General features: G+C 54.2%; 24 protein-coding genes. 14 read left to right on the top strand and 10 right to left on the bottom strand.

Annotated features, from left to right (window positions below; all coding sequences use genetic code 11):
• Position 1: 1 nt before the first annotated feature.
• Positions 2-934: an ADP-glyceromanno-heptose 6-epimerase gene (rfaD, locus tag ACFL9S_RS13540; RefSeq protein ID WP_167864806.1), complete on the bottom strand. Its 933-nt coding sequence runs from the start codon at positions 932-934 to the stop codon at positions 2-4.
• Between the two features lie 229 nt (positions 935-1,163).
• On the opposite strand from rfaD, the gene kbl reads away from it, so the two are divergent.
• Entirely contained in the window at positions 1,164-2,375 is a 1,212-nt protein-coding gene (gene kbl / locus ACFL9S_RS13535) for a glycine C-acetyltransferase (protein ID WP_405262421.1), read from the top strand.
• Entirely contained in the window at positions 2,372-3,400 is a 1,029-nt protein-coding gene (gene tdh, locus ACFL9S_RS13530; protein WP_405262420.1) for an L-threonine 3-dehydrogenase, read from the top strand. Before kbl ends, tdh begins: the two co-directional genes overlap by 4 nt.
• 57 nt (positions 3,401-3,457) lie before the next feature.
• Here the strand turns inward: tdh and ACFL9S_RS13525 are convergent, their stop codons facing one another.
• Both ACFL9S_RS13525 and envC read right to left on the bottom strand, forming a co-directional pair.
• Positions 3,458-4,384 (bottom strand): divergent polysaccharide deacetylase family protein, encoded by a 927-nt coding sequence (locus tag ACFL9S_RS13525; RefSeq protein ID WP_405262419.1) that lies wholly within the window; start codon positions 4,382-4,384, stop codon positions 3,458-3,460.
• Positions 4,385-4,386: 2 nt separating this feature from the next.
• Positions 4,387-5,694, bottom strand: coding sequence for a murein hydrolase activator EnvC (envC, locus tag ACFL9S_RS13520; protein ID WP_405262418.1), 1,308 nt, complete (start codon positions 5,692-5,694; stop codon positions 4,387-4,389).
• Positions 5,695-6,045: 351 nt separating this feature from the next.
• Between envC and ACFL9S_RS13515 the strand changes: the two genes are divergently transcribed.
• From ACFL9S_RS13515 to cysE, 5 genes are all read left to right on the top strand, one after another.
• Positions 6,046-6,477: a rhodanese-like domain-containing protein gene (locus ACFL9S_RS13515; protein WP_405262417.1), complete on the top strand. Its 432-nt coding sequence runs from the start codon at positions 6,046-6,048 to the stop codon at positions 6,475-6,477.
• A gap of 17 nt (positions 6,478-6,494) precedes the next feature.
• A complete protein-coding gene (gene grxC, locus ACFL9S_RS13510; RefSeq protein WP_405262416.1) occupies positions 6,495-6,746 on the top strand; it encodes a glutaredoxin 3 in 252 nt (83 codons plus the stop codon).
• A gap of 83 nt (positions 6,747-6,829) precedes the next feature.
• Complete coding sequence (secB, locus tag ACFL9S_RS13505) at positions 6,830-7,291, top strand: protein-export chaperone SecB (RefSeq protein WP_133846425.1); 462 nt, start codon at positions 6,830-6,832, stop codon at positions 7,289-7,291.
• On the top strand, positions 7,291-8,310 hold the full coding sequence (gene gpsA, locus ACFL9S_RS13500; RefSeq protein ID WP_405262415.1) for an NAD(P)H-dependent glycerol-3-phosphate dehydrogenase: 1,020 nt from the start codon (positions 7,291-7,293) through the stop codon (positions 8,308-8,310). The genes secB and gpsA overlap by 1 nt, the downstream gene beginning before the upstream one ends.
• A 60-nt stretch (positions 8,311-8,370) precedes the next feature.
• Positions 8,371-9,192 (top strand): serine O-acetyltransferase, encoded by an 822-nt coding sequence (cysE, locus tag ACFL9S_RS13495; RefSeq protein ID WP_405262414.1) that lies wholly within the window; start codon positions 8,371-8,373, stop codon positions 9,190-9,192.
• An 81-nt stretch (positions 9,193-9,273) separates the two neighbouring features.
• Here cysE and trmL read toward each other — a convergent pair whose 3' ends face one another.
• From trmL to cpxR, 3 genes are read right to left on the bottom strand one after another with little or no spacing between them, the layout of a single operon-like run.
• Complete coding sequence (trmL, locus tag ACFL9S_RS13490; protein WP_405262413.1) at positions 9,274-9,747, bottom strand: tRNA (uridine(34)/cytosine(34)/5-carboxymethylaminomethyluridine(34)-2'-O)-methyltransferase TrmL; 474 nt, start codon at positions 9,745-9,747, stop codon at positions 9,274-9,276.
• 38 nt (positions 9,748-9,785) lie between these two features.
• Positions 9,786-11,165 (bottom strand): envelope stress sensor histidine kinase CpxA, encoded by a 1,380-nt coding sequence (cpxA, locus tag ACFL9S_RS13485; protein ID WP_405262412.1) that lies wholly within the window; start codon positions 11,163-11,165, stop codon positions 9,786-9,788.
• A complete protein-coding gene (cpxR, locus tag ACFL9S_RS13480; RefSeq protein WP_133846420.1) occupies positions 11,162-11,860 on the bottom strand; it encodes an envelope stress response regulator transcription factor CpxR in 699 nt (232 codons plus the stop codon). The genes cpxA and cpxR overlap by 4 nt, the downstream gene beginning before the upstream one ends.
• A 152-nt stretch (positions 11,861-12,012) precedes the next feature.
• Between cpxR and cpxP the strand changes: the two genes are divergently transcribed.
• The 5 genes from cpxP to ACFL9S_RS13455 all read left to right on the top strand — a co-directional run bounded on the left by cpxP (position 12,013) and on the right by ACFL9S_RS13455 (position 16,811).
• Complete coding sequence (gene cpxP, locus ACFL9S_RS13475) at positions 12,013-12,522, top strand: cell-envelope stress modulator CpxP (RefSeq protein ID WP_405262411.1); 510 nt, start codon at positions 12,013-12,015, stop codon at positions 12,520-12,522.
• 118 nt (positions 12,523-12,640) lie between these two features.
• The gene (gene fieF, locus ACFL9S_RS13470) at positions 12,641-13,543 is read left to right on the top strand and encodes a CDF family cation-efflux transporter FieF (protein WP_405262410.1); all 903 of its coding nucleotides are present in this window, start codon (positions 12,641-12,643) and stop codon (positions 13,541-13,543) included.
• A 213-nt stretch (positions 13,544-13,756) separates the two neighbouring features.
• Positions 13,757-14,719 (top strand): 6-phosphofructokinase, encoded by a 963-nt coding sequence (pfkA, locus tag ACFL9S_RS13465; RefSeq protein ID WP_062746860.1) that lies wholly within the window; start codon positions 13,757-13,759, stop codon positions 14,717-14,719.
• 143 nt (positions 14,720-14,862) lie between these two features.
• Positions 14,863-15,852, top strand: a complete 990-nt coding sequence (locus ACFL9S_RS13460) for a sulfate ABC transporter substrate-binding protein (protein WP_405262409.1) — start codon at positions 14,863-14,865, stop codon at positions 15,850-15,852.
• 182 nt (positions 15,853-16,034) lie between these two features.
• The gene (locus ACFL9S_RS13455; RefSeq protein ID WP_405262479.1) at positions 16,035-16,811 is read left to right on the top strand and encodes a CDP-diacylglycerol diphosphatase; all 777 of its coding nucleotides are present in this window, start codon (positions 16,035-16,037) and stop codon (positions 16,809-16,811) included.
• Between the two features lie 30 nt (positions 16,812-16,841).
• Here ACFL9S_RS13455 and yhjD read toward each other — a convergent pair whose 3' ends face one another.
• Both yhjD and ACFL9S_RS13445 read right to left on the bottom strand, forming a co-directional pair.
• Positions 16,842-17,855, bottom strand: a complete 1,014-nt coding sequence (yhjD, locus tag ACFL9S_RS13450) for an inner membrane protein YhjD (RefSeq protein ID WP_405262408.1) — start codon at positions 17,853-17,855, stop codon at positions 16,842-16,844.
• 56 nt (positions 17,856-17,911) lie between these two features.
• The gene (locus ACFL9S_RS13445) at positions 17,912-18,811 is read right to left on the bottom strand and encodes a LysR substrate-binding domain-containing protein (protein ID WP_405262407.1); all 900 of its coding nucleotides are present in this window, start codon (positions 18,809-18,811) and stop codon (positions 17,912-17,914) included.
• A 114-nt stretch (positions 18,812-18,925) separates the two neighbouring features.
• Between ACFL9S_RS13445 and ACFL9S_RS13440 the strand changes: the two genes are divergently transcribed.
• Positions 18,926-19,684, top strand: a complete 759-nt coding sequence (locus ACFL9S_RS13440) for an SDR family NAD(P)-dependent oxidoreductase (RefSeq protein ID WP_405262406.1) — start codon at positions 18,926-18,928, stop codon at positions 19,682-19,684.
• Positions 19,685-19,731: 47 nt separating this feature from the next.
• Here the strand turns inward: ACFL9S_RS13440 and ACFL9S_RS13435 are convergent, their stop codons facing one another.
• Entirely contained in the window at positions 19,732-20,586 is an 855-nt protein-coding gene (locus tag ACFL9S_RS13435; protein ID WP_405262405.1) for a PhzF family phenazine biosynthesis protein, read from the bottom strand.
• Between the two features lie 112 nt (positions 20,587-20,698).
• On the opposite strand from ACFL9S_RS13435, the gene ACFL9S_RS13430 reads away from it, so the two are divergent.
• Complete coding sequence (locus ACFL9S_RS13430; protein ID WP_405262404.1) at positions 20,699-21,322, top strand: glutathione S-transferase family protein; 624 nt, start codon at positions 20,699-20,701, stop codon at positions 21,320-21,322.
• Positions 21,323-21,408: 86 nt separating this feature from the next.
• Here ACFL9S_RS13430 and ACFL9S_RS13425 read toward each other — a convergent pair whose 3' ends face one another.
• Positions 21,409-22,860: a PLP-dependent aminotransferase family protein gene (locus ACFL9S_RS13425; RefSeq protein ID WP_405262403.1), complete on the bottom strand. Its 1,452-nt coding sequence runs from the start codon at positions 22,858-22,860 to the stop codon at positions 21,409-21,411.
• Between the last annotated feature and the right edge of the window lie 21 nt (positions 22,861-22,881).

Raw genomic sequence — 22,881 nt, 5'->3', positions numbered from 1 at the left:
CTTAAGCTTTACGGTTTAGCCAGGCCATGTACTCCGCCACACCTTCAGCCACCGTTTTGAAAGGCTTGTCATAGCCTGCGGCACGCAATTTGGTCTGGTCTGCCAGGGTAAATGCCTGGTAGCGGCCTTTCAGTTTTTCCGGGAACGGAATGTACTCAACTTCACCGTCTTTATGATATTTCAGCGCCGCATCGGCGACTTCCTGGAATGATTCGGCACGGCCAGTGCCACAGTTAAAGATGCCGGAAACGGCATTTTCCCAGAACCACAGGTTAACCGAAGCAACGTCTTCCACATAAATGAAGTCACGTTTAAAGCTGTCGCTACCTTCGAACAGTTTCGGGTTTTCACCGTTGTTCAACTGCGTGTTCAGGTGGAAAGCCACGCTCGCCATGCTGCCTTTGTGCCCTTCGCGCGGGCCATAGACGTTGAAATAGCGGAATCCACAAACCTGAGACTGCGCTTCCGGCAGGATCTCGCGCACGTAGTGGTCGAACAGCATTTTGGAGTAACCGTAAACGTTCAGAGGCTCTTCAAACTGACGTTCTTCAATAAAATCGCTATTACGACCGCCGTAGGTGGCAGCAGAAGAGGCATAGAGGAACGGCACCTGATGTTCCAGGCACCAGTGCAGCAGCTCTTTGGAGTACTGATAGTTATTATCCATCATGTACTTGCCATCCCACTCGGTGGTGGAAGAGCACGCGCCTTCATGGAATACCGCTTCGACATCGCCGAAATCTTCATCCGCCAGGATGGAGATCAGAAAGTCTTCTTTATCCATGTAGTCGGCAATATTCAGATCGGCCAGGTTGGCGAATTTGGTGCCGTCTTTCAGATTGTCTACCACCAGAATGTCGGTGTGACCCTTATCATTCAGTGCCTTGATGATGTTGCTGCCAATCATTCCAGCGCCGCCAGTGACGATAATCATGAGCTTTAACCCTAAACAGTGGGGTGGAACAGGAGGTTCCACTCGCTAATGGTGCATATCATAACATCTCATTGCGAAGTCGACAGCCAGAGGCGGGAGTCGAGAGGCCGTATTGAGGGTGTTTTCCGTGAGTTATGCGTCAAAAAGCAGATTATTCCGCGTATACGTGCAGCCATATGCTTCACTTTTAGTTATCTGTAGCGCAAGAAATCTAACTGGGAGGATAAAGGTGAATCAGAAATTCTATCAGCAGATTAATGAGCAACTTATCAGCGCTGAAAGTGAGGGGTTGTTTAAGCGGGAGCGGCAAATCGTCAGTGCGCAGCAGTCTGCTATTGTGCTGGCTGATGGCAGCGAAGTGCTGAATTTTTGCTCCAATAATTATCTTGGGTTGGCGAATCACCCAGCTCTGATTGCTGCCGCAAAAGCAGGTATGGACAGTCACGGGTTTGGTATGGCCTCCGTACGCTTCATTTGTGGCACCCAGGACAGCCATCGACAGCTGGAGCGGGCGCTGGCAGAGTTTCTCGGGATGGAAGATGCCATTCTCTACTCTTCCTGTTTTGATGCCAACGGCGGCCTGTTTGAGACGCTGCTGGGACCAGAAGATGCGGTGATTTCCGATGCGTTGAATCATGCTTCGATCATTGATGGCATTCGTCTGTGTAAAGCCCGGCGTTATCGCTATGCCAATAACAATATGACTGAACTGGAAACCTGTTTACAGCAGGCTCAGGCCGACGGTGCTCGTCATATCCTGATCGCCACCGATGGTGTGTTTTCTATGGATGGGGTGATCGCCAACTTGGCAGGTATTTGCGATCTGGCAGACCGTTATCAGGCGCTGGTGATGGTGGATGATTCTCATGCCGTCGGGTTTGTTGGACATCTGGGGCGAGGAAGCCATGAACACTGTGGCGTGATGGGGCGGGTTGATATTATCACCGGCACGCTGGGCAAAGCGCTGGGCGGGGCTTCCGGTGGGTATACCGCAGCGAAAAAAGGCGTGGTTGAGTGGCTGCGACAGCGTTCACGACCTTATCTGTTTTCCAACTCACTGGCGCCCGCCATTGTGGCGGCTTCCCGACAGGTACTGACGATGCTGGCGGATGGGCACGGGTTGCGTCAGCGGTTGTGGGAAAACGTCAGCTATTTTCGTACGGCAATGAGTGCCGCAGGCTTCACGCTGGCCGGGGCTGACCACGCGATTATTCCTGTGATGCTGGGCGATGCACGGCTGGCACAGACGTTTGCCGCCCGGCTACAGCAGGAAGGCATTTATGTCACGGGCTTTTGTTATCCGGTGGTGCCTAAAGATCAGGCGCGCATTCGCACGCAAATCTCGGCGGCTCATACACCGGATCAGTTAGATCGGGCGGCCACCGCTTTCTGCCGGGTGGGCCGGGAACTGGGTGTGATCCCTCAGAGGGAAACACGATGAAAGCCTTAGCAAAACTCCATCCCCGGCCCGGCATCTGGATGCTCGAGGATGCGCCAGTCCCGGAGCCTGGACATAACGATGTGCTGATCAAGATCCGCAAAACGGCAATCTGTGGCACCGATGTGCATATTTACAACTGGGATGCGTGGTCGCAAAAAACCATCCCGGTACCGATGATCACCGGCCATGAGTATGTCGGTGAAGTGGTGGCCATCGGCCAGGAAGTGGTGGGTTTCAGTATCGGCGATCGCGTTTCAGGCGAGGGGCACATTACCTGCGGACATTGCCGTAACTGCCGGGGCGGGCGTACGCATCTGTGTCGCAATGCCGTTGGCGTTGGGGTGAATCGCCAGGGATGTTTTGCCGAGTATCTGGTGATCCCGGCGGTTAATGCGTTCAAAATCCCTGATAATATCTCAGACGATATGGCCGCTATTTTTGACCCCTTCGGCAATGCGGTGCATACCGCACTTTCTTTTGATCTGGTCGGGGAGGATGTGCTGATTACCGGCGCTGGTCCGATTGGTATCATGGCTGCGGCTATCTGTCGTCACGTCGGAGCACGCTATGTGGTGATCACCGATGTGAATGAGTACCGTCTGGCACTGGCGCGTAAGATGGGCGTGACGCGGGCGGTGAATGTCAGTGAGGAAAACCTGCCGCAGGTGATGAATGATCTGGGGATGACGGAAGGATTTGATGTCGGTCTGGAAATGTCCGGCGTGCCTTTGGCGTTCAGTTCCATGCTGGAGGTAATGAATCACGGTGGGCGTATTGCCATGCTGGGTATTCCGCCGTCGTCCATGTCCATTGACTGGAATCAGGTCATTTTCAAGGGGCTGTTTATCAAAGGGATCTATGGTCGCGAGATGTTTGAAACCTGGTACAAAATGGTCGCCTTGCTACAGTCTGGCCTGGATCTGACGCCTGTGATCACCCACCACTATTCGGTGGATGACTTTCAGCAGGGATTTGATGAGATGCGTAGCGGGCACTCCGGGAAGGTGATCCTGAGCTGGTCGTGACTCTTTTAGTGCGGGCAGACCTTAACAAAAGGTCTGCCCCTGCATGAGATTCCAGGCTTACTCGCTGAACTTCACCGACAGTTTTTTCTTCAAATCCTGCCATAGCGGGCTGTTACTGATGCTTTCGCTCACGACATCCAGGGCACGCGTTGCTGGCACTGGCGCCACTTTCACACGACAAATACCCTCAGGGTGGAATGGATTAAGCGGCTTGACCGGCTGAGGCTTATTCTCGGATGGCAGCGGCGTATTGTTTACACGCTGCGGTTCGTTGAGTAGCTGGCTCGGGCGCACCAGGGTGATATCGGCGGGCAGAGTGGGCAGCATCTGCTGTAATACCCTGACGGTTGCCGGATGAGGATGGCCAATAGCAATCGCTGAGCCATCGCGCTGTGCCAGACGTACCGCGCGGGTAAACTGTTTACGGATATCGGCTTCATTCTGGGTATCGTCCAGGAACACCCGGCGTTTGATCACTTTAACGCTGGTGCCGGCGGCAGCACGGGTTGACTGACTGTTGCCGATGGTCATGCTGTCGAGGAAGTAGAAATTATAGTGATCGAGCACCTGCATCACTTTTTGCATACCCGGCAGGCTTGAGGTCATCGCACTGCCCATATGGTTGTTAAGCCCGACGGCAAACGGGACATCCGCAGCAGCGTCACGAATAATGCGTGCGATCTCTTCAGCCGACATATCCGGGCGGAGAGTATCTTTTTCCAGCGGCTGTTTACTGAGCGGTGCCATCGGCAGGTGGATCAGTACCTCGTGGCCACGCTGGTGGGCTTTAGTGGCCATTTCGCGTGCATGTGGGGCATTGGGCAACACGGCTACCGAAATAGCCGCAGGCATCTGCAATACCTGGTTTTCCTGAGCGGGCCGATAGCCAAAGTCATCAATGACAATCGAAAGCTTACCGGCGTAGACCGGACTGGATAACAGCAGTGCGACCAGCAGGCCGCTGAGTTTTCGAGGTTGAAACAAAACTATTTTCCTAACCACGGTTGTGGATTGACTGCTCGTCCCTGACGGCGGATTTCAAAATAGAGCGAAGGTGTACCGCGGCCACCACTGGTGCCGACCAGCGCAATAGGCTGGCCTGCACGCACCTGAGTCCCGACGGTGACCAGCGCACTCTGATTGTAGCCATATAAACTCATGTCGCCTTTACCGTGTTCAACCACGACCACAAGGCCGTAGCCCTGAAGCCAGTCAGCCATTAATACACGGCCATCGGCAATCGCTTTGACTTCGGTGCCTTCAGGCGCATTAATCACCAGTCCTTTCCAACGCAGCTCACCCTGTAGCTGTTCGCCAAACCGGTGTTCAATATTGCCCCGTACCGGCCAAACGGCCCGCCCTGCAGGCTGACCAAGACCGCCAGTGCGCGACATCAGTGAGCGTTCACTGTCGGTCGGTTTGTAGGTGCTGCCTTTACTTTTCGCCTGTGCTTCGCGCTGACGGACTTTCTCTGCCTCGCGGGCTTCACGCTCTGCCCGGGCTTTGGCTTCCTGCTCGGCTTTGGCGATTTTGTCGCGCAGGCGGCTTTCGTTCTGACGTAACTCAACGAGCTGTGCCTGATCTTTCTCCAACGAAGATTCCAGCGTTGTCAGGGTTTTCTTGCGCGCCTGGCGAGCACCTTCCAGCTTTTGCTGCTGGCCTTGCTGCTGACCTAACAGTGATTTTTGCTGAGCTTGTTTATCGACCAGACTGCTTTTTTGCGCTGACAAGTCGTTGCGAGTCAGTTTCAGTGCTTCAATCGATTTTTGCCGGGCGTCGTTAAGATAACCAAAATAGGCCAGCATACGTTCACTGCGTTGGCTCTCTTCACCGCTCAGAACAAGCTGGAGTCCGTTATGCTGTCCCTGACGAAATGCTGCATCAAGCTGTTGCGCAAGTATTGATTCCTGCTGCTTCTGCTGTTGCTGAAGTTGACTAATGGAGGCGGTGAGGCGGGTGATATCTTTATTGAGCGTGGTCAGGCTGCCCTGCGTTTCTCGCAGCTGACGGCTGGCTTGCGCAATGATTTTTTCCTGGCTCTGTAGCTGGTCAAGCAACTGGCTGCGCTGCTGTTTCTGCAACTGCACGCTTTTCTCTTTAGCGGCAATATCCTGTTGAATCGTTTGCAGTTGTGATTTGTTATCCTCGGCGGCCAGCGCGGAAAAAGAGAACAATAATGCGCCGGTGCAAAGCGCACTGACTGTCAGGGCGGACAAGCTTGCGCGTAACGGCGCAACAACGGCCGATGAATGACGCGGGGTCCTTGGATGTAACACTGTCGCTTTTTCCCTCATATCCGTAGATTATTCCACGATGAACAGCAGCTTACCAGCCATCTCTGAGTGGTTTTCTATTTCTGTCAGTAACAATCCCGGCCTTTCCCCGAGGGCAGCAATTGCCCAAAAGTGGCAGAACCGACCGGAGAACGCAGCGCACCGGAAATCGCCATTGCGCAACATTTCACCGCTTAACTTCGCCGCAATGTCATCACAGGATAGCCGTTTTCACTTAAGGCAACTTTTTTTGTAAACTGGCGCAGAAATCATAACTCTGAAGGCCTTCTCGACTGTACATGACACTCCTGGCAGGTATACTCAGAAGCCTTATTTTTAGCTTATTAACCCTTTCGGGAGTTGTTACCCCTCATGCAAGATATTATGCAGTTTGCAGGCAATCACACAATTTTAGGTCTGGCGTGGGTTGTTTTGCTGGTTCTGGTGATCGTGACCACCGTTAAGGGCATGTTCTCCAAAGTAAAAGTGATTAGTCGTGGTGAAGCAACCCGCTTAATGAACAAAGAAGATGCTGTGGTAGTGGACGTGCGTGGACGCGATGATTACCGCAAGGGCCATATTTCTAACGCGATGAATGTGCTGGCTGCAGATATTAAAAAAGGCAGCTTCGGCGAGCTTGAAAAACATAAAGCACAGCCAGTGATCGTCGTGTGTGCAACAGGGACTTCTGCATCTGAATCAGCAAACAAGCTGAATGCAGCAGGCTTCGAGCGGGTCTACGTGCTGAAAGAGGGCGTGTCCGGCTGGAGTGGCGATAACCTGCCGCTGGTTCGCGGCAAATAAAACACAGGAGTTCTGGCATGGCAAACGTTGAGATCTACACCAAAGCGACCTGTCCTTTCTGCCATCGTGCGAAAGCACTGCTGAACCAGAAAGGGGTGACTTTTAAGGAAATCCCAATTGATGGGGATGCTTCCCTGCGTGAAGAAATGATAAAACGTAGCGGCCGGACCACTGTTCCACAGATTTTTATTGGTGCACAGCACATCGGCGGCTGCGACGACCTCTTTGCACTTGAGAGTCGTGACGGCCTTAGCCCGTTGTTAAAATAAGGAAAGGCTGCGCATTATGGCGCATATTGCCTGACTATTGCTGCAGCACAGTAACGGATTATTAACCTATAGGATTACGTACCATGTCAGAACAGAACAACACCGAGATGTCTTTCCAGATCCAACGTATCTACACCAAAGATATCTCTTTCGAAGCGCCAAACGCACCACAGGTTTTCCAGAAAGAATGGGAACCGGAAGTTAAACTGGATCTGGACACTGCATCCAGCCAACTGGCTGACGATGTGTATGAAGTCGTGCTGCGCGTGACTGTCACTGCAACCGTTGGTGAAGACTCTGCGTTCCTGTGCGAAGTACAGCAGGCCGGTATCTTCTCTATCGGTGGTATCGAAGGGAACCAGATGGCTCATTGCCTGGGTGCCTACTGCCCGAACATTCTGTTCCCGTATGCGCGTGAGTGCATCACCAGCCTGGTATCACGTGGCACCTTCCCGCAGCTGAATCTGGCTCCGGTTAACTTTGACGCGCTGTTTATGAACTACCTGCAGCAGTCAGAAGGTGCAGCGCCTCAGCAGGATGCTTAATGGATAGCCCTCATGCATCCATGAGCGTCATCGGTGCCGGCTCGTACGGCACCGCTTTGGCGATTACGATGGCCCGTAACGGCCATGACGTGGTGTTGTGGGGCCATAATCCCCAACATCAGGCGCAGCTGCAGGCTGACCGTTGTAATACCGCTTTCCTTCCCGATGTTCCCTTCCCGGATACCCTTCGCCTCGAAACTGATCTTGCAGCCGCGATAGCTGCCAGCCGCGATCTTTTGGTGGTGGTGCCGAGCCATGTGTTTGGCGATGTGCTCAAACAGATCAAACCACACCTGCGCGCGGATTCTCGTCTGGTCTGGGCGACGAAAGGTCTGGAGAAAGAAACCGGGCGGTTACTGCAGGATGTGGCCCGTGAGATTCTGGGCGATACCATCCCGCTAGCCGTGATTTCCGGCCCGACTTTCGCGAAAGAGCTGGCAGCGGGTTTGCCGACGGCGATTGCTCTGGCGGCAACGGACGTTGTGTTTGCTGATGACCTGCAGCAGTTATTACACTGTGGCAAAAGCTTCCGCGTATACAATAATCCTGATTTTATCGGCGTGCAGCTGGGCGGAGCCGTGAAAAACGTCATCGCTATCGGTGCTGGCATGTCGGATGGCATTGGCTTTGGTGCCAATGCGCGTACCGCGTTGATCACCCGAGGCCTTGCTGAAATGAGCCGCCTGGGTGCTGCGCTGGGTGCCGATCCCACCACCTTTATGGGCATGGCCGGGTTGGGTGATCTGGTGCTGACCTGTACCGATAACCAGTCGCGTAACCGTCGTTTTGGCATGATGCTGGGGCAGGGTGCTGATGTTGAAGGTGCCCAGCAAACCATCGGCCAGGTCGTGGAAGGTTTCCGCAATACCAAAGAAGTGAAGGCACTGGCCGCGCGCTATGGCGTGGAGATGCCGATTACCGAGCAGATTTATCAGGTGCTCTATTGCGGCAAAGATGCGCGCGAAGCCGCATTAAATCTGCTCGGACGCACAAGGAAGGACGAAAACAGCGGGAGCTGAACTGAGCGTGTTGTAGCCTGTGGCGTCTGACCGGACGCCATTTTTAATGGGGAGAGAGCCATGCCGTGTGTAGAGCCTGAACTGATCTGGGATAACATTAAAACGGAAGCGCGCGCGCTAGCTGACTGTGAACCAATGCTGGCCAGTTTTTACCACGCCACTCTGCTCAAACATGACGATCTGGGCAGTGCTCTGAGTTACATGCTGGCCAATAAGCTGGCAAATCCGATTATGCCGGCGATCGCCATCCGTGAAGTTATTCAGGATGCCTATCGTCAGGATCCCTCGATGATCATCTCTGCTGCCTGTGACATTCAGGCGGTACGTCAGCGCGACCCGGCGATCGATAAGTATTCGACGCCACTGTTGTACCTGAAAGGGTTCCATGCGCTGCAGGCTTATCGTATTGGTCACTGGTTATGGAACCAGGGTCGTCGTGCACTGGCGGTTTATCTGCAAAACGAAGTTTCAGTTTCTTTTGCTGTGGATATTCATCCGGCAGCGAAAATTGGTCGTGGCATCATGCTCGACCACGCCACCGGGATCGTCGTCGGTGAGACGGCGGTCATTGAAGATGATGTCTCGATCCTGCAGTCAGTCACCCTGGGCGGTACGGGCAAAACCAGTGGTGATCGCCATCCTAAGATCCGCGAAGGGGTGATGATCGGTGCCGGAGCCAAGATCCTCGGCAATATTGAAGTCGGGCGTGGTGCAAAAATTGGGGCGGGTTCTGTGGTATTACAGCCCGTACCACCGCATACCACTGCCGCCGGCGTGCCGGCACGCATTGTCGGTAAACCGAACAGTGATAAACCCTCGATGGATATGGATCAGCATTTTAATGGCATGGTGCCAGGCTTCGAATTCGGCGACGGGATTTGATAGCGGGTCGGGCATGCCCGACCCCTACGTACAATCATCACATTCTGCATTAACGTAGGGGCGAGGCACGCCTCGCCTGGCTTATTCCTTCAGCAGCGCCCCGGCGTAATCCATTTGTCGCCACGCTTCGTACACCACCACTGATACTGCGTTTGAGAGATTCATGCTGCGACTGTCCGGCATCATCGGGATGCGGATTTTTTGCTGTGCTGGCAGAGCATCGAGAATGGTCGCGGGCAAGCCACGTGTTTCTGGGCCAAACAGCAGATAATCCCCCGCCTGATAGCTGACAGCGCTGTGGGCAGGTGTTCCCTTAGTCGTCAGGGCAAAGATGCGCTGTGGCGCTTCTGAGGCCGCAAATGCCGCATAGCTCTCGTGATGGGTAACGGCGGTGAATTCATGATAATCCAGCCCGGCGCGGCGCAGCCGTTTATCATCCCAGGCGAAACCGAGCGGACCGATTAAGTGCAGTTTAAAGCCAGTATTGGCGCACAGACGAATGATATTGCCGGTGTTCGGCGGAATTTCGGGTTCAAATAAAACGATATTTAGCATGTTACGGCCCTCAGGAACGAGGGCCGAAGGATAGCAAATTATTCACTCTGAGTGGTATACAGCGGCAGCCAGAGTGTCAGACGTAATCCACCCAGCGGGCTGTCGTCAGCCTTGACCCAGCCGCGATGCTGCTGAATGGCATTATCGACAATGGCCAGGCCCAAACCTGTGCCGCCGGATTCACGATCGCGTGCTTCATCAGTACGATAGAACGGACGGAAAATCTGTTCGCGATCTTCCTGGCTGACACCCGGACCATCATCATCCACATGCACGGTGATGCCCTGTTTATCCACCGAAAAACTGACGGAAATTTTGCTGTGTGAATAGCGAAGCGCATTGCGAACGATATTTTCTAACGCACTTTCGAGCGCGCTGGGATTCCCGTACAGCGGCCACGGACCCGGTGGATACGGCACTTCCAGTGTTTTCCCCATCTGTTCCGCTTCGAAGCGTGCATCTTCCAGAACATCTGACCACAAGTGGTTAGCCTTGATGGCTTCACTGACCAGCGCATTGGTGTGCTGAGTACGTGATAACACCAGTAGATCGTTGATCATGCCATCCAGGCGCTGCGCCTCCATCTCAATACGTCCCAGCTCTTTGCCTTCACCGTGACGACGGCGCATCAATGCGGTCGCCAGCTGCAGACGTGTCAGCGGGGTGCGTAATTCGTGAGAGATATCGGAAAGTAGCCGCTGCTGAGAGTTCATCATGCGTTCCAGCGCACTGACCATCTGATTAAAACTGGCACCAGCGGCCAGAAACTCCTGCGGCCCGGATTCCAGTTCAGGTCGCTGCCGCAGATTACCTGCTGCAACATCATCAGCAGCATGTTTAAGCTTACGCGCGGGTTTTGCCAGGCTCCATGCCAGCCACAACAGCAGTGGTGAACTGATCAGCATAGTGACAATCAGCAGTAATAGCGGGCGGTCAAACAACAGGTTAATAAAATCGAGCTGCGAACTGCCTGCCGGACGGATCAGATACAGCTGATAGTTATCTTCCCCGTCGCGTATGGAAAATGGCCCAACCATCTCCAGTCGGCCATATTTTTTCTTCTGCGGATGATCGGAGTTATCGGACTGGCCGATAAAGTTACGGATCACCTGCATTTCGTTATGCTGTGCACCAATCACACGCCCTTCGCTGGTGACCAGCAGCAGGCGTTGACCGGGCGGCGCCCATTTATCGATGGCGCGGAACAGTCTGCGCCACCACATTAAGTCATTGGGCGGATCCTGACTCAGCTCCGCTTCAACGTGCTGCTCAATCATGATCCCCTGCCGCTGCTCATTATCCAGCAGCGGCGTCATCTGACGGGAATCGAGCTTGGGCAGCATTAACACCAGCATCAATACCAGTGCCAGAGTCAGCCAAAAAATGGCAAAGATGCGGGTGGTCAGGCTGGATATCATGTAGCAGACACCATCAGATATCCCCGGCCGCGCAGCGTTTTAAACCACGGATGACCATCTCTGCGCTCCGGCAGCTTGCGCCGCAGGTTAGAGATATGCATATCAATCGCCCGGTCAAACGGTGTCAGTCGCTTGCCGAGTACTTCCTGGCTGAGGTGCTCACGTGATACGACCTGGCCCAAATGCTGCGCCAGCAGGTAGAGCAACGTGAATTCGGTTCCCGTTAAATCCAGCGTAACCTCATCGAAACTGGCTTCCTGACGACCTGGGTTAAGGCGCAGTAAATCCACTTCCAGCGTGGGTGAGCTGTTGTCGTGCTGCTGCTGCTGTTCACTCCAGTTAGAACGGCGCAGAATGGCACGAATACGTGCTACCAGTTCGCGGTCGTTAAACGGTTTCGGCAGATAGTCATCTGCACCCAGTTCCAGACCCAGTACACGGTCCAGTTCACTACCACGTGCGGTTAACATAATGACCGGCGTCTGGTGCTGCTGACGCAGTTCTTTCAGGGTATCGATACCGTTTTTCTTCGGCATCATCACATCGAGTAATAAGAGATCGACAGTGCTGTCCAATAGCGCCAGTGCCTGTTCGCCGTCACCGGCAACCAGGACATTGAATCCTTCCATTTCAAGCAATTCTTTCAGTAGCGAAGTCAATTCGCGGTCATCGTCAACCAACAGGATCTTATTCATTTTTTATTGCCCTCCGCAGGCAAAATACCGTGAACGAATGCGCTCAATCCATGACTTTACGTAGTTTTACACCCCCTGACGCATGTTTGCAGCAGGCACCGTAGACTCATTCTCGTTGATTCGAAATACGGAAACAAACCTGGGAGTAAACGATGCGCAAAGTGACCGCCGTCGTTGTGGTTCCGGCGCTGATGCTCACTCTCTCCGCCGCATGGGCCGACAACGTCGCGACGATTGACGAGATGCATCAGGATGACGGAGCAAACCGTACACTGAGGCAGTTTCCGCAGAGTCATATGTTTGATGGCATCAACCTCACGGAACAGCAGCGTCAGCAGCTACGGGATCTAATGCAGCAGGCACGGCACGATCGTTCTCCTATAAGTATTAACGATTTAGAGCGACTGCACGAACTGATTATTGCAGATAAATTTGATGAAGCGGCCTACAAGGCTCAGGCGGAGAAAATTTCACAGGCAGAGGTCGCGCGCCAAATCGAGATGGCTCGGGTTCGCAACCAGATGTATCACCTGTTAACGCCTCAGCAGCAGGACGTTTTAGAACAGAAACACCAGCAGCGCTTTGATGAAATGCGCAGGCTAACGAATATGCAGCAGGCTTCACCGCTGCAGGCAGCAAGCAGTACCGGCAGTACCCAGTAACATAGTATCCCTGTTTTTCCTTGCCATAGACGTATCCCTGTCTTCCCCCGCCATGATGGCGGGGTTTTTTTTGCCCAAAACTCAGTATACTTAGCACTCTGATGTCACGGGGCACTCCATGAATGCAAACTACGCCCGGCTGGTGAATGCCGCTGCCCTCGCAGCGACGGCGCTGGCCTCGATGCTGCTAGTGATCAAAATTTTTGCATGGTGGTATACGGGGTCAGTGAGCATACTGGCGGCGTTGGTGGATTCGCTGGTGGATATTGCCGCTTCGCTGACCAACCTGCTGGTGGTGCGCTACTCTCTGCAACCGGCTGATGCTGAACATACCTTCGGTCACGGCAAAGCGGAGTCCCTCGCGGCACTGGCGCAGAGTATGTTTATTTCCGGTTCTGCCCTATTTTTATTCCTCACGGGTTTACAACACCTGGCGTCCCCTGCACCGATGAAAGCCCCGCTGGTGGGCATTGTCGTCACCTTGATTGCCCTGGCATCAACGCTGGTGCTGGTGACATTCCAGCGTTGGGTGGTTCGCCGTACACGCAGTCAGGCCATCCGTGCTGATATGCTGCACTATGAATCTGATGTTGTGATGAACGGTGCTATCTTGCTGGCCCTGGCGCTGAGCTGGTACGGTTTTCATCGTGCCGATGCGCTGTTTGCGTTAGGGATTGGCGTATGGATTTTGTACAGCGCCCTGCGTATGGGTTATGAGGCTGTTCAGGCGCTGCTCGACCGTGCCCTTCCTGCTGAGGAGCATCAGGCGATTATCAATATCATTGCGGCCTGGCCCGGCGTTCAGGGGGCGCATGATATCCGTACGCGCCAGTCCGGGCCGACGCGCTTCATTCAACTGCATCTGGAAATGGACGATCATCTTCCGTTGTACCAGGCACATCAGATAGCTGAGCAGGTTGAACAGGCGCTGCTGCATCAGTTTCCTGGCTCCGATGTGATTATTCATCAGGACCCCTGTTCTGTGATGCCCGACAGGCCGCAGGGCAAATTTGAGCTGTAAAGCGTTTTTAAATGAAATGGTTAGCGTTTACACTACTTGAAACGTGATACACCGCAAAAAAAATAGCCGAAAGTTGCCTGACCTGAATCAATTCAGCTCGCAGGGTTTGATATACTATTGCCAATAATTGAGCCGGTTATCACGTAAGTCTGTTTTTAATCCCGCTCCGGCGTCCAGAATTCATCATTTGCATCATCAAGTTCAGAGGTTGTCATGATCAAAAAAATCGGTGTACTGACAAGCGGCGGCGACGCCCCAGGTATGAATGCTGCGATCCGGGGTGTTGTTCGCGCCGCACTCAGTGAAGGATTGGAAGTTTGTGGCATTTATGACGGCTACCTCGGCCTGTATGAAGATCGCATGGTCAATCTCGACCGCTACAGCGTGTCAGATATGATTAATCGCGGCGGTACCTTCCTCGGGTCTGCGCGTTTCCCTGAATTCCGTAATGACGATGTGCGCACTGTTGCCATCGAAAACATGAAAAAGCGCGGTATTGATGCGCTGGTCGTGATCGGCGGTGACGGTTCTTACATGGGGGCCAAGCGTCTGACTGAGATGGGCTTCCCGTGTATTGGCCTGCCGGGCACCATTGATAACGACGTGGCGGGAACGGACTACACGATTGGCTATTTCACTGCGCTGGAAACCGTCGTTGAAGCGATTGACCGCCTGCGTGACACCTCATCGTCACATCAACGTATCTCTATCGTGGAAGTGATGGGCCGTTACTGCGGTGACCTGACGCTGGCGGCAGCAATTGCTGGTGGCTGTGAGTTCATCGTACTGCCAGAAATTCCTTACACTCGCGAAGAGTTGGTGAGCGAAATCAAAGCAGGCATCGCCAAAGGTAAAAAACACGCCATCGTGGCTATCACTGAGCACATCTGCGATATCGACGATCTGGCAAAATACATCGAAGAAGAAACCAAACGCGAAACCCGTGCTACGGTGCTGGGCCACATTCAGCGCGGTGGTGCGCCGGTAGCCTATGACCGTATTCTGGCCTCACGTATGGGCGCCTATTCCATAGAGCTGCTGTTACAGGGCTACGGCGGTCGCTGCGTGGGTATTCAAAACGAGAAGATGGTGCATCATGACATCATCGACGCGATTGAGAACATGAAGCGTCCGTTTAAAGGCGACTGGCTGGATACGGCCAAAAAACTTTACTGATAAAAAACAAGGCGCTGCTGGTCAGCGCCTTTATTATGCAAAGTGTTATTCCATATGGTTATTACAGCTAATTTTTAATTCTTTAATTCACTCAACACTTTGTGTCACGCTCATTATCAGATAAACCTTTGGGAGTGCGTAGAATGAAGAAGTGGAGTGTAGGAATTACCCTGTTACTGGCCTCAACCAGCGTGCTGGCGAAGGATATCCAGCTGTTGAACGTGTCTTATGACCCAACGCGTGAGCTGTACGAACAGTACAACAAAGCGTTCAGCGCGCATTACAAACAGGAAACCGGTGATAATGTCGTGATCCGCCAGTCACACGGTGGTTCAGGCAAGCAGGCGACGTCGGTTATCAACGGCATTAAAGCCGATGTGGTGACGCTGGCGCTGGCCTCTGACGTTGATGCGATTGCCGAGCGCGGCCGTATTGATAAAAACTGGATCAAACGCCTGCCAGATAATTCCGCTCCTTATACGTCCACCATCGTGTTCCTCGTACGCAAAGGCAACCCGAAACAAATTCATGACTGGCAGGATTTAACCAAACCTGGCGTGTCGGTTATCACCCCGAACCCGAAAACCTCTGGCGGTGCGCGCTGGAACTATCTGGCGGCCTGGGGCTGGGCACTGGATCAGAATAAAGGCGACCAGGCTAAAGCACAGGAATACGTGAAAGCCCTGTTCAAAAACGTTGAAGTGCAGGATTCCGGCGCACGCGGTGCCACCAATACTTTCGTTGAGCGTGGCATTGGCGATGTGCTGATTGCATGGGAAAACGAAGCCTATCTGGCGGTGAACAAGCTGGGCAAAGACCAGTTCGATATCATCACCCCAAGCGAATCTATCCTTGCAGAACCGACCGTTTCTGTCGTCGACAAAGTGGTGGACGAGCGTGATACCCGCAAAGTCGCCGATGAATATCTGAAGTACCTGTATTCGACCGAAGGGCAGGAAATTGCCGCGCAGAATTTCTACCGCCCGCGTGATGCTGCGGTAGCGAAGAAATATGCCAGCACCTTCCAGCCAGTGAAACTGTTTACTATCGACAATAAGTTCGGTGGCTGGGCACAGGCGCAGAAAACCCACTTCGCTGAAGGGGGGACTTACGATCAGGTCATGAAGCGATAATTCGTTTTATCCTCAATTGTTTCGAAGGGCCGACATTTTTCGGCCCTTTTTTTGTTATTTGATTTAAGTATTTATCAGGTAACCTGGTTTCCAAAAAAGTACCACAAAGTGATAATTTCGCATGATATTTCACGCGGCTTAGACTACATTGTGAACAACTATTTGGTAGAGGTTTGGAAAAGATGCTGGAACGAAGGCGGGTTGTTATCACACTGGTCACTATGGTGGTGTTGGTAACCGTCGGTTTTGCTTATATTGTATTGAATTATCTAAATAATTCTGACCAGTTATGGAAAATAGTTAGTCAGCAATGTGTACCAGGTCAGGAGCAAAAAAACGATCCGTCCCCCTGCCGTCTGGTCAATATTCAGGACGGGTATGTGGTATTAAAAGACAGAAACGGTGCGCTGCAATTTTTGCTGATGCCGGTTGCGAAAATAACGGGAGTGGAGAGCCAGAACTTGCTTAATCCTTCCACGCCTAATTATCTGGCGGAAGCCTGGCGTGCACGTCATTTTATGGAAGAGAAACGCGGTGCGGTTATTGATGACCGGATCTTTTCGCTGGCGGTTAATTCGCGCTGGGGGCGTACCCAAAATCAGTTACACGTTCATATTTCTTGCCTGCGCCCGGATATTCGTCAGCAGTTGGATGCGCTCAGTACCCGGCTGAATGATAAATGGCAAAGCCAGCGCCTGGGCAGCCATGAGTATCAGGTCAGAGTGATCAGTCGTGATGAGTTTAAACGCACCAGCCCGTTTATTCGGATAGCAAATGAGTTGCCAGGTGCACGTGACAGTATGGGCAGTTACGGTATTGCCATTGCCGCATTGAGCGACGGCAGGCGGGTGTTAATGGTGGTGAAGCGCAATCTATTGCTGCTCAATCGCGCCTCTGCTGAAGAATTACAGGACCATCGCTGCGCATTATTGAATTCAACCGCGGGAAGTGCATTTTGAAGGGGGCCGGGAAACCGGCCCCTTTTGGTATTATGCGGTTTCGTTTTTTTGTATCGGTTCCGGGTCATTTTTATAACGGGCAGTGGCAATCCATGCGGCGCAGAACAGCGTCAGGCGGGCAAAGAAGTAGAAGAATGCCATCAGCCCCAACACCGATCCGAAGGCTGCACCGGATGGCGAAGATGCCAGCTTTGGTAGCGTCAGGGTCATAATAAATTTAATCACTTCAAACCCCATCGCTGCCAGCAATGTGCCACGAAACAGGGCTTTCTTGCGCGGCTTATGGCGCGGCAGGATCCAAAAAATCCACAGAAACAGCAAATAGTTAGCGAAAATTGAAATCGACAGGGCGATCAACGTCATTGCCGGTCGCAGCCATTCAATTCCCTCCAGTCCCAGGGCACGTACGATCGCCGCCTGTGCCGCACCGGCAATGGATGTCAGTGACAGGGTGATAATCAGTGCCAGCACCAGACCGGTCAGTGAGACAAAGTCGCGCGAATATTTAAACCATATTTTTTCTTGATCATGCGGTGTGCGTTCCCAGACATCGCGTGACTGGGCGCGTATCGCTTCGCGCAGATTTCCCATCCAGCTAATCCCGGAATAAAGTGCCACCAGCAGGCCCGTCAGGCCGACGGTGGTACGTTGTTGAATGGCGGTATTCACTGTACTTTTTAACGTGGCTGCCAGCGAGGGATCGCTGATATTGCTGACAATCGTATTGATCAACCTGGCGAGCAGATCAGGATTGGAGGCCAGCACAAAACCGACGCCAGCGAAAGAGACCATCAGGATCGGGATCAGAGAGAGAAACGAGAAGTAGGTGATGGCTGCGCCAAACTGGCTGCCGAGACGATCGTTAAAGCGCTCACCGGCGCGGATAAAATGCGCCACCGCCGGGATAGCACGGAACCATTCAATCAGTCGCGATACCCGCGTCAGGGATTTATCTATCCTGTGATTGCCGGTTTTCAGGCTGATAAGCGGTTTCTCTGCGGGCTGCTCTTCAGGTTGGGTCGTACGTTGTGGGTTTTCTGCCATGAATCCTTCTTTATCCTGATTTAACGGTAAGACTGCTGCTCATTATAGCCTGCTGGTCAGGTGACGTAGTGGGTGAGGGCCTGACTAAGCCATTCAATAAACACCCGTACTCTGCGCGCCAGATTACGGCGGTGGGGATAGAGCAGGGAAACGGGCATGGCGCGTGCCGGGAACTGTGGCAGGATTTCGACCAGTTTTTTCTCTTTCAATGCCTGTAATACCCCCGCCCGTGGGACCTGGATAATCCCCAGCCCGGCAATACATGCGGCGCGGTAAGTCTCGGTACTGTTCACGGTCATCACGCCGCCGGTCTTAATCAGTCGGGTCGTTTTCCCGTCGTGATATTCAAACCCATCGGGCTGGCTCCCCAGATGCTGGCTGTAATGTACCATCGCATGCTGGGAGAGGGCTTCCAGCGTATTCGGCGTGCCAAAGCGCGCCAGATAGCCCGGGCTGGCACAGTTGATCAACGGCAGATGGCCGAGCTGACGCGCAATCAGCCCGGAATCCTCCAGCACGCCAACGCGTACCACGCAGTCGAAACCCTCGCGGATCACATCCACTCGCCGGTCGCTGCTGCTCAGTTCCAGCTCAATCCCCGGATAATGTTGTAAAAAGTCCGGCAGCAGCGGGATCAGGTAGTTACTGGCAAGGCTCACCGGCATATCGACGCGCAGCCGTCCGCTCAGGGTCGCCGGGTCGTGCTGAAACAGCGAATCCATCTCATCCAGCGTGGCCAGCACATCACGGCAGCGCTCGAAGTAAACCTGCCCGTCCTGAGTCAGTTGTACCCGGCGTGTGGTGCGATGTAGCAAACGGGAGCCGAGACTGTTTTCCAGCGCCAGGATCTGACGCGACAGGCTGCCCTTTGGCAGGCCCAGGCTCTCCGCTGCTTTGGTAAAACTCTGCATTTCCGCCACTCTGACAAACACCTGCATTGCGTGAATTTTATCCATTGCTGAACTCATTGTTGTTTTTAATGGAACAGTGAAGCGTATATGACGACATTTATAGATCAGCTGGCAGGTAATATCATCTTTTTTGTCCACAGCCCACTCCCTGGAGAAAAAATGAGTCAGAAAATAGCACTGATTACCGGCGGAAGCCGTGGTTTAGGCCAGAATGCAGCCCTGAAACTCGCCGCAAAGGGCGTTGATGTGATTTTGACGTACCGCAGCCAGCAGCAGGAAGCGGAAGCCGTTGTGGCGCGCATTCAGGCGCTCGGGGCCCGTGCGGTGGCACTTCCGCTGGATGTGGCGGACAGCCAGAGCTTTAGCGCCTTTGCCGCAGAAGTGGCTCAACAGCTCAAAACGGTTTGGCAGCGTGAAACCTTTGATTATTTATTAAACAATGCGGGAACGGGTTTATATGTCCCTTTTACCGACACCACGGAAGCGCAATTTGATCATCTGGTGAATGTCCATTTTAAGGGGCCGTTCTTCCTGACGCAGATTCTGCTGCCGCTAATGGCTGACGGTGGACGCATTCTGAATGTCTCCAGCGGTCTGGCGCGTTTCAGCCTGCCGGGTTCCAGCGCTTATGCGGCGGTGAAAGGAGCGATGGAGGTGCTGACGCGTTATCAGGCCAGGGAGCTGGGTGCGCGCGGTATTGCGGTGAATATTCTGGCACCCGGAGCGATTGAAACTGACTTCGGTGGCGGAAAGGTCCGTGATGATGCGGCAATGAATGCGTTTGTGGCATCACAGACCGCGCTGGGACGTGTTGGGCTGCCTGATGATATCGGTCATGCGGTTGCCGCGTTGTTCAGCGAAGAGTGCCGCTGGGTGAACGGCCAGCGCATCGAGGCATCGGGCGGAATGTTCCTGTAATGCCGGGGCAGGCGGACCGAAAAAGAGGGTCCGCCTCTACGCGATATCTACTCTACCGCGATGGTGCCATCAATCACCGTAACGGCCTGGCCGCCAATCCAGATGCCGTCAGCCGCATAGCGCACGCTGAGGCGTCCGGCCCGCTGCATCGCGGTTCCCTGGCGTACACGATAGTCCAGCTCCACACCGCGAGCCTGGAAGTAACGTGCCAGGCAGGCGTTCGCGCTGCCGGTGACCGGGTCTTCAGTTAGCAAGCCCTGCTCAATCAGCAGGCCGCGCACTTCGTATTGCTCTTGTCCGCCGGGCAAGGGACCAAATGGCATCACGCCATCGACCTCGGCTTTCTGCTGCAGACGGGAAAACTCCACGACATCCGGTTTTAGCGCCAGCACCGCTTCGGCTGATGTCATTGGCACCAGCAGCCAGCGGATCCCCATATCGGCAACCATCACGGGCAGCTGTGTTTCCAGCTGGTCGCTGTTGAGCGCCCTGCTGATCGACGCATCGTTGAAAGGGGTGAGGATCGCTTCGGGGGCCGCAAAGGCCAGCGCGCCGTCGCTGCTGATGTTTACCCGCACCAGACCCAGCCCACACTCCTGCACAATCTGACCTGGATGTTGCAGTGTTATACCCGCCTCCAGCAGTGCGTGTGCGGTGCCAAGCGTCGGATGGCCTGCAAACGGGAACTCGGTATCCGGGGTAAAAATACGCACCCGATAATCGGCAGCGGGATCAACAGGCGGGAGGACGAACGTGGTTTCTGACAGGTTGGTCCAGCGGGCGATTGACTGCATTTGCTCATCGCTCAGCCCGCTGGCATCCATAATCACCGCGAGCGGATTACCGTTGTACGGAGTGGAAGTAAATACATCGACCTGTTTAAAAGGACGTAATTGCGTCATAGCTCTTCCTGTTAGTGTGAAGGTTCCATCGGGTGATGATCCGCCTGGCGGTTGTCAGTACCGGCTATTATGGGTATTAATAAGCCACAGTGGTTAAAAAAGTGATGATTTTATGCTGAAAATTCTGGGACGTGCCTCATCAATCAATGTCAGAAAAGTGCTTTGGCTGTGCGATGAGCTGGAGATCGATTTTCACCGTGAAGAGTGGGGCGATGGCTTTAAATCACCGCAGGAGGCGGAATTTAAGGCGATGAATCCGAATGGACTGATCCCGGTGATTCAGGACGGTGAGTTTATTCTGTGGGAGTCGAACACCATCATTCGCTATCTGGCTAACGCTTACAGTGGCGAAGCGCTGTATCCCACCGCACCACAGGATCGTGCCCGCGTCGATCAATGGATTGACTGGCAGGCGACGGAACTGAATACCTCCTGGCGCTATGCGTTTATGTCACTGGTACGTCACTCTCCGGCACATCAGGACCCGCGTCTGCTGGCCGCCGCATCAAAGGGCTGGGCTTACACGATGGGTATTCTCAACCAGCAGCTGGAGCGCACGGGGGCGTATGTTGCCGGGCAGTCATTTTCGCTGGCGGATATTCCGATTGGCCTGTCGGTGAACCGTTGGTATGAAACACCGCTGGACCACATCGAACTGCCTGCTGTGCGTGCCTATTATGAGCGCCTGACTGCGCGTAAGGGTTACGCCACCTGGGGCCGCAACGGCACGCCATAACCCGTATGTGCTCGCTGAGCGTGTTAAAGCCGCGTAGGGGTCGATCATCTTTTCCGATCGACCCGCCGTTGCGCCATAACCTGCCGTCACATCCCCGCCGCAATCCCACTCATTTCACAGGCCAGCGCGCCTGTGCGTTTCAGCGCCCAGGTATAGCGCTCGTCAAAGGGATAACAGCAGGAGAGGCGCAGGGCATTGTTGCAGCGTTCGGAAAGCGTATAGAGCGCACCGGGTGTCAGGCAAATCTTCTCCTGCAACAAACGATGGAACAGTTCCACACTGTCAACGTTACCCGGCAGCTCCACCCAGAAGACAAAGCCGCCGCTGGGGCGCGTGGCACGCGTTCCCTGCGGGAAATGGCGGGCAATAATACCGCGGGCTTCTTCCAGCTGTGCGGCGTAACGACGGCGCAGTGAGCGCAGATGATGGTCGTAGCCGCCTGACTCGAGAAAATGCCCCAGCGCTTCCGACAGCAGGCGAGACTCTGCCAGCGAAGAGACGGCTTTCAACCTGGCCAGCTGCTGGCTGAAACGCCCGGCGGCTATCCAGCCAAGATGGAAGTCGGGGGCGACCGTTTTGGTAAAACTGGCACAGTACATCACCCAGCCGCCGTCATCGAAGGCTTTTACCGCGGGCGTCAGCGGCCAGCAGAATTGCAGTTCAGCGTACAGCCCGTCTTCCATCAGCGGCACCTGATAGTGATTGACCAGCCGCGCCAGCCGCTTTTTACCTTCCAGCGTCATGCTGCTCCCCAGCGGGTTCTGCGCATTCGGCATGGCGATCAGTGCCTGGATACGTTTCTCCTGTAGCAGCAGCTCCAGCGCATCCAGCGACAATCCGTACTGTGGGTCCGTTGGGATCTCCACCACTTTCAGACCGAGGCTGGCCAGCAGCGGGAACAGATAGAAATAGGTGGGGGTTTCCACGCCCACGCAGTCGCCAGGCTGGGTGACGGCGCGCAGCCCGAGCTGTAACGCTTCCATACAGCCATGCGTCAGGGTGATGTCTTCGGCGCTCAGGGTGATGCCTAACTCCATTGAGCGGCGGGCGATTTCACGGCGCAGGCGCAGGCTACCGGGGGGCAACGCATAGCGGCCAATCAGCTCGGGTTCCCTGCGCAGGAGCGAGGCAATAATGCGGCTGATTTTCCCGGTTGGGAAAAAATCCCCGCTCTGGGGGCAGGCCAGCGAGATGTTGGTGTAGTCGCTGTGGTTCTGGGCGGCGAACACGGCATCAATCAGATCGAGCTTTTCGCTGCTGGGGGAACGCACGCTGGTGCGCTGAAAAGACGGACGGGTCAGCGAAGGCAGCGTATCGCGTACGTAGTACCCCGATTGGGGTCGGGCTTCGATCAGCCCGCGATCTTCCAGGATGCCATAAGCGGTGAGCACGGTGTTGACGCTGACCTGATGGTTGCTGGCACAGCGGCGAATGGCGGGCAGGCGGCTACCGGGCATAAAAGTGCCCTGATGGATTGCCTCCGCCAGCGTTTCAGCCAGCTGATGGTACAACGTGATCGGCGGTTCAACGATGGACACAATGTGCTCCTCAACCTGTGG

The organism is Erwinia sp. AnSW2-5 (assembly GCF_045107195.1).
Lineage (GTDB): Bacteria > Pseudomonadota > Gammaproteobacteria > Enterobacterales > Enterobacteriaceae > Erwinia.
The sequence above is the reverse complement of the archived record's forward strand: the minus strand, read 5'-3'. Positions and strand labels throughout refer to the sequence as shown.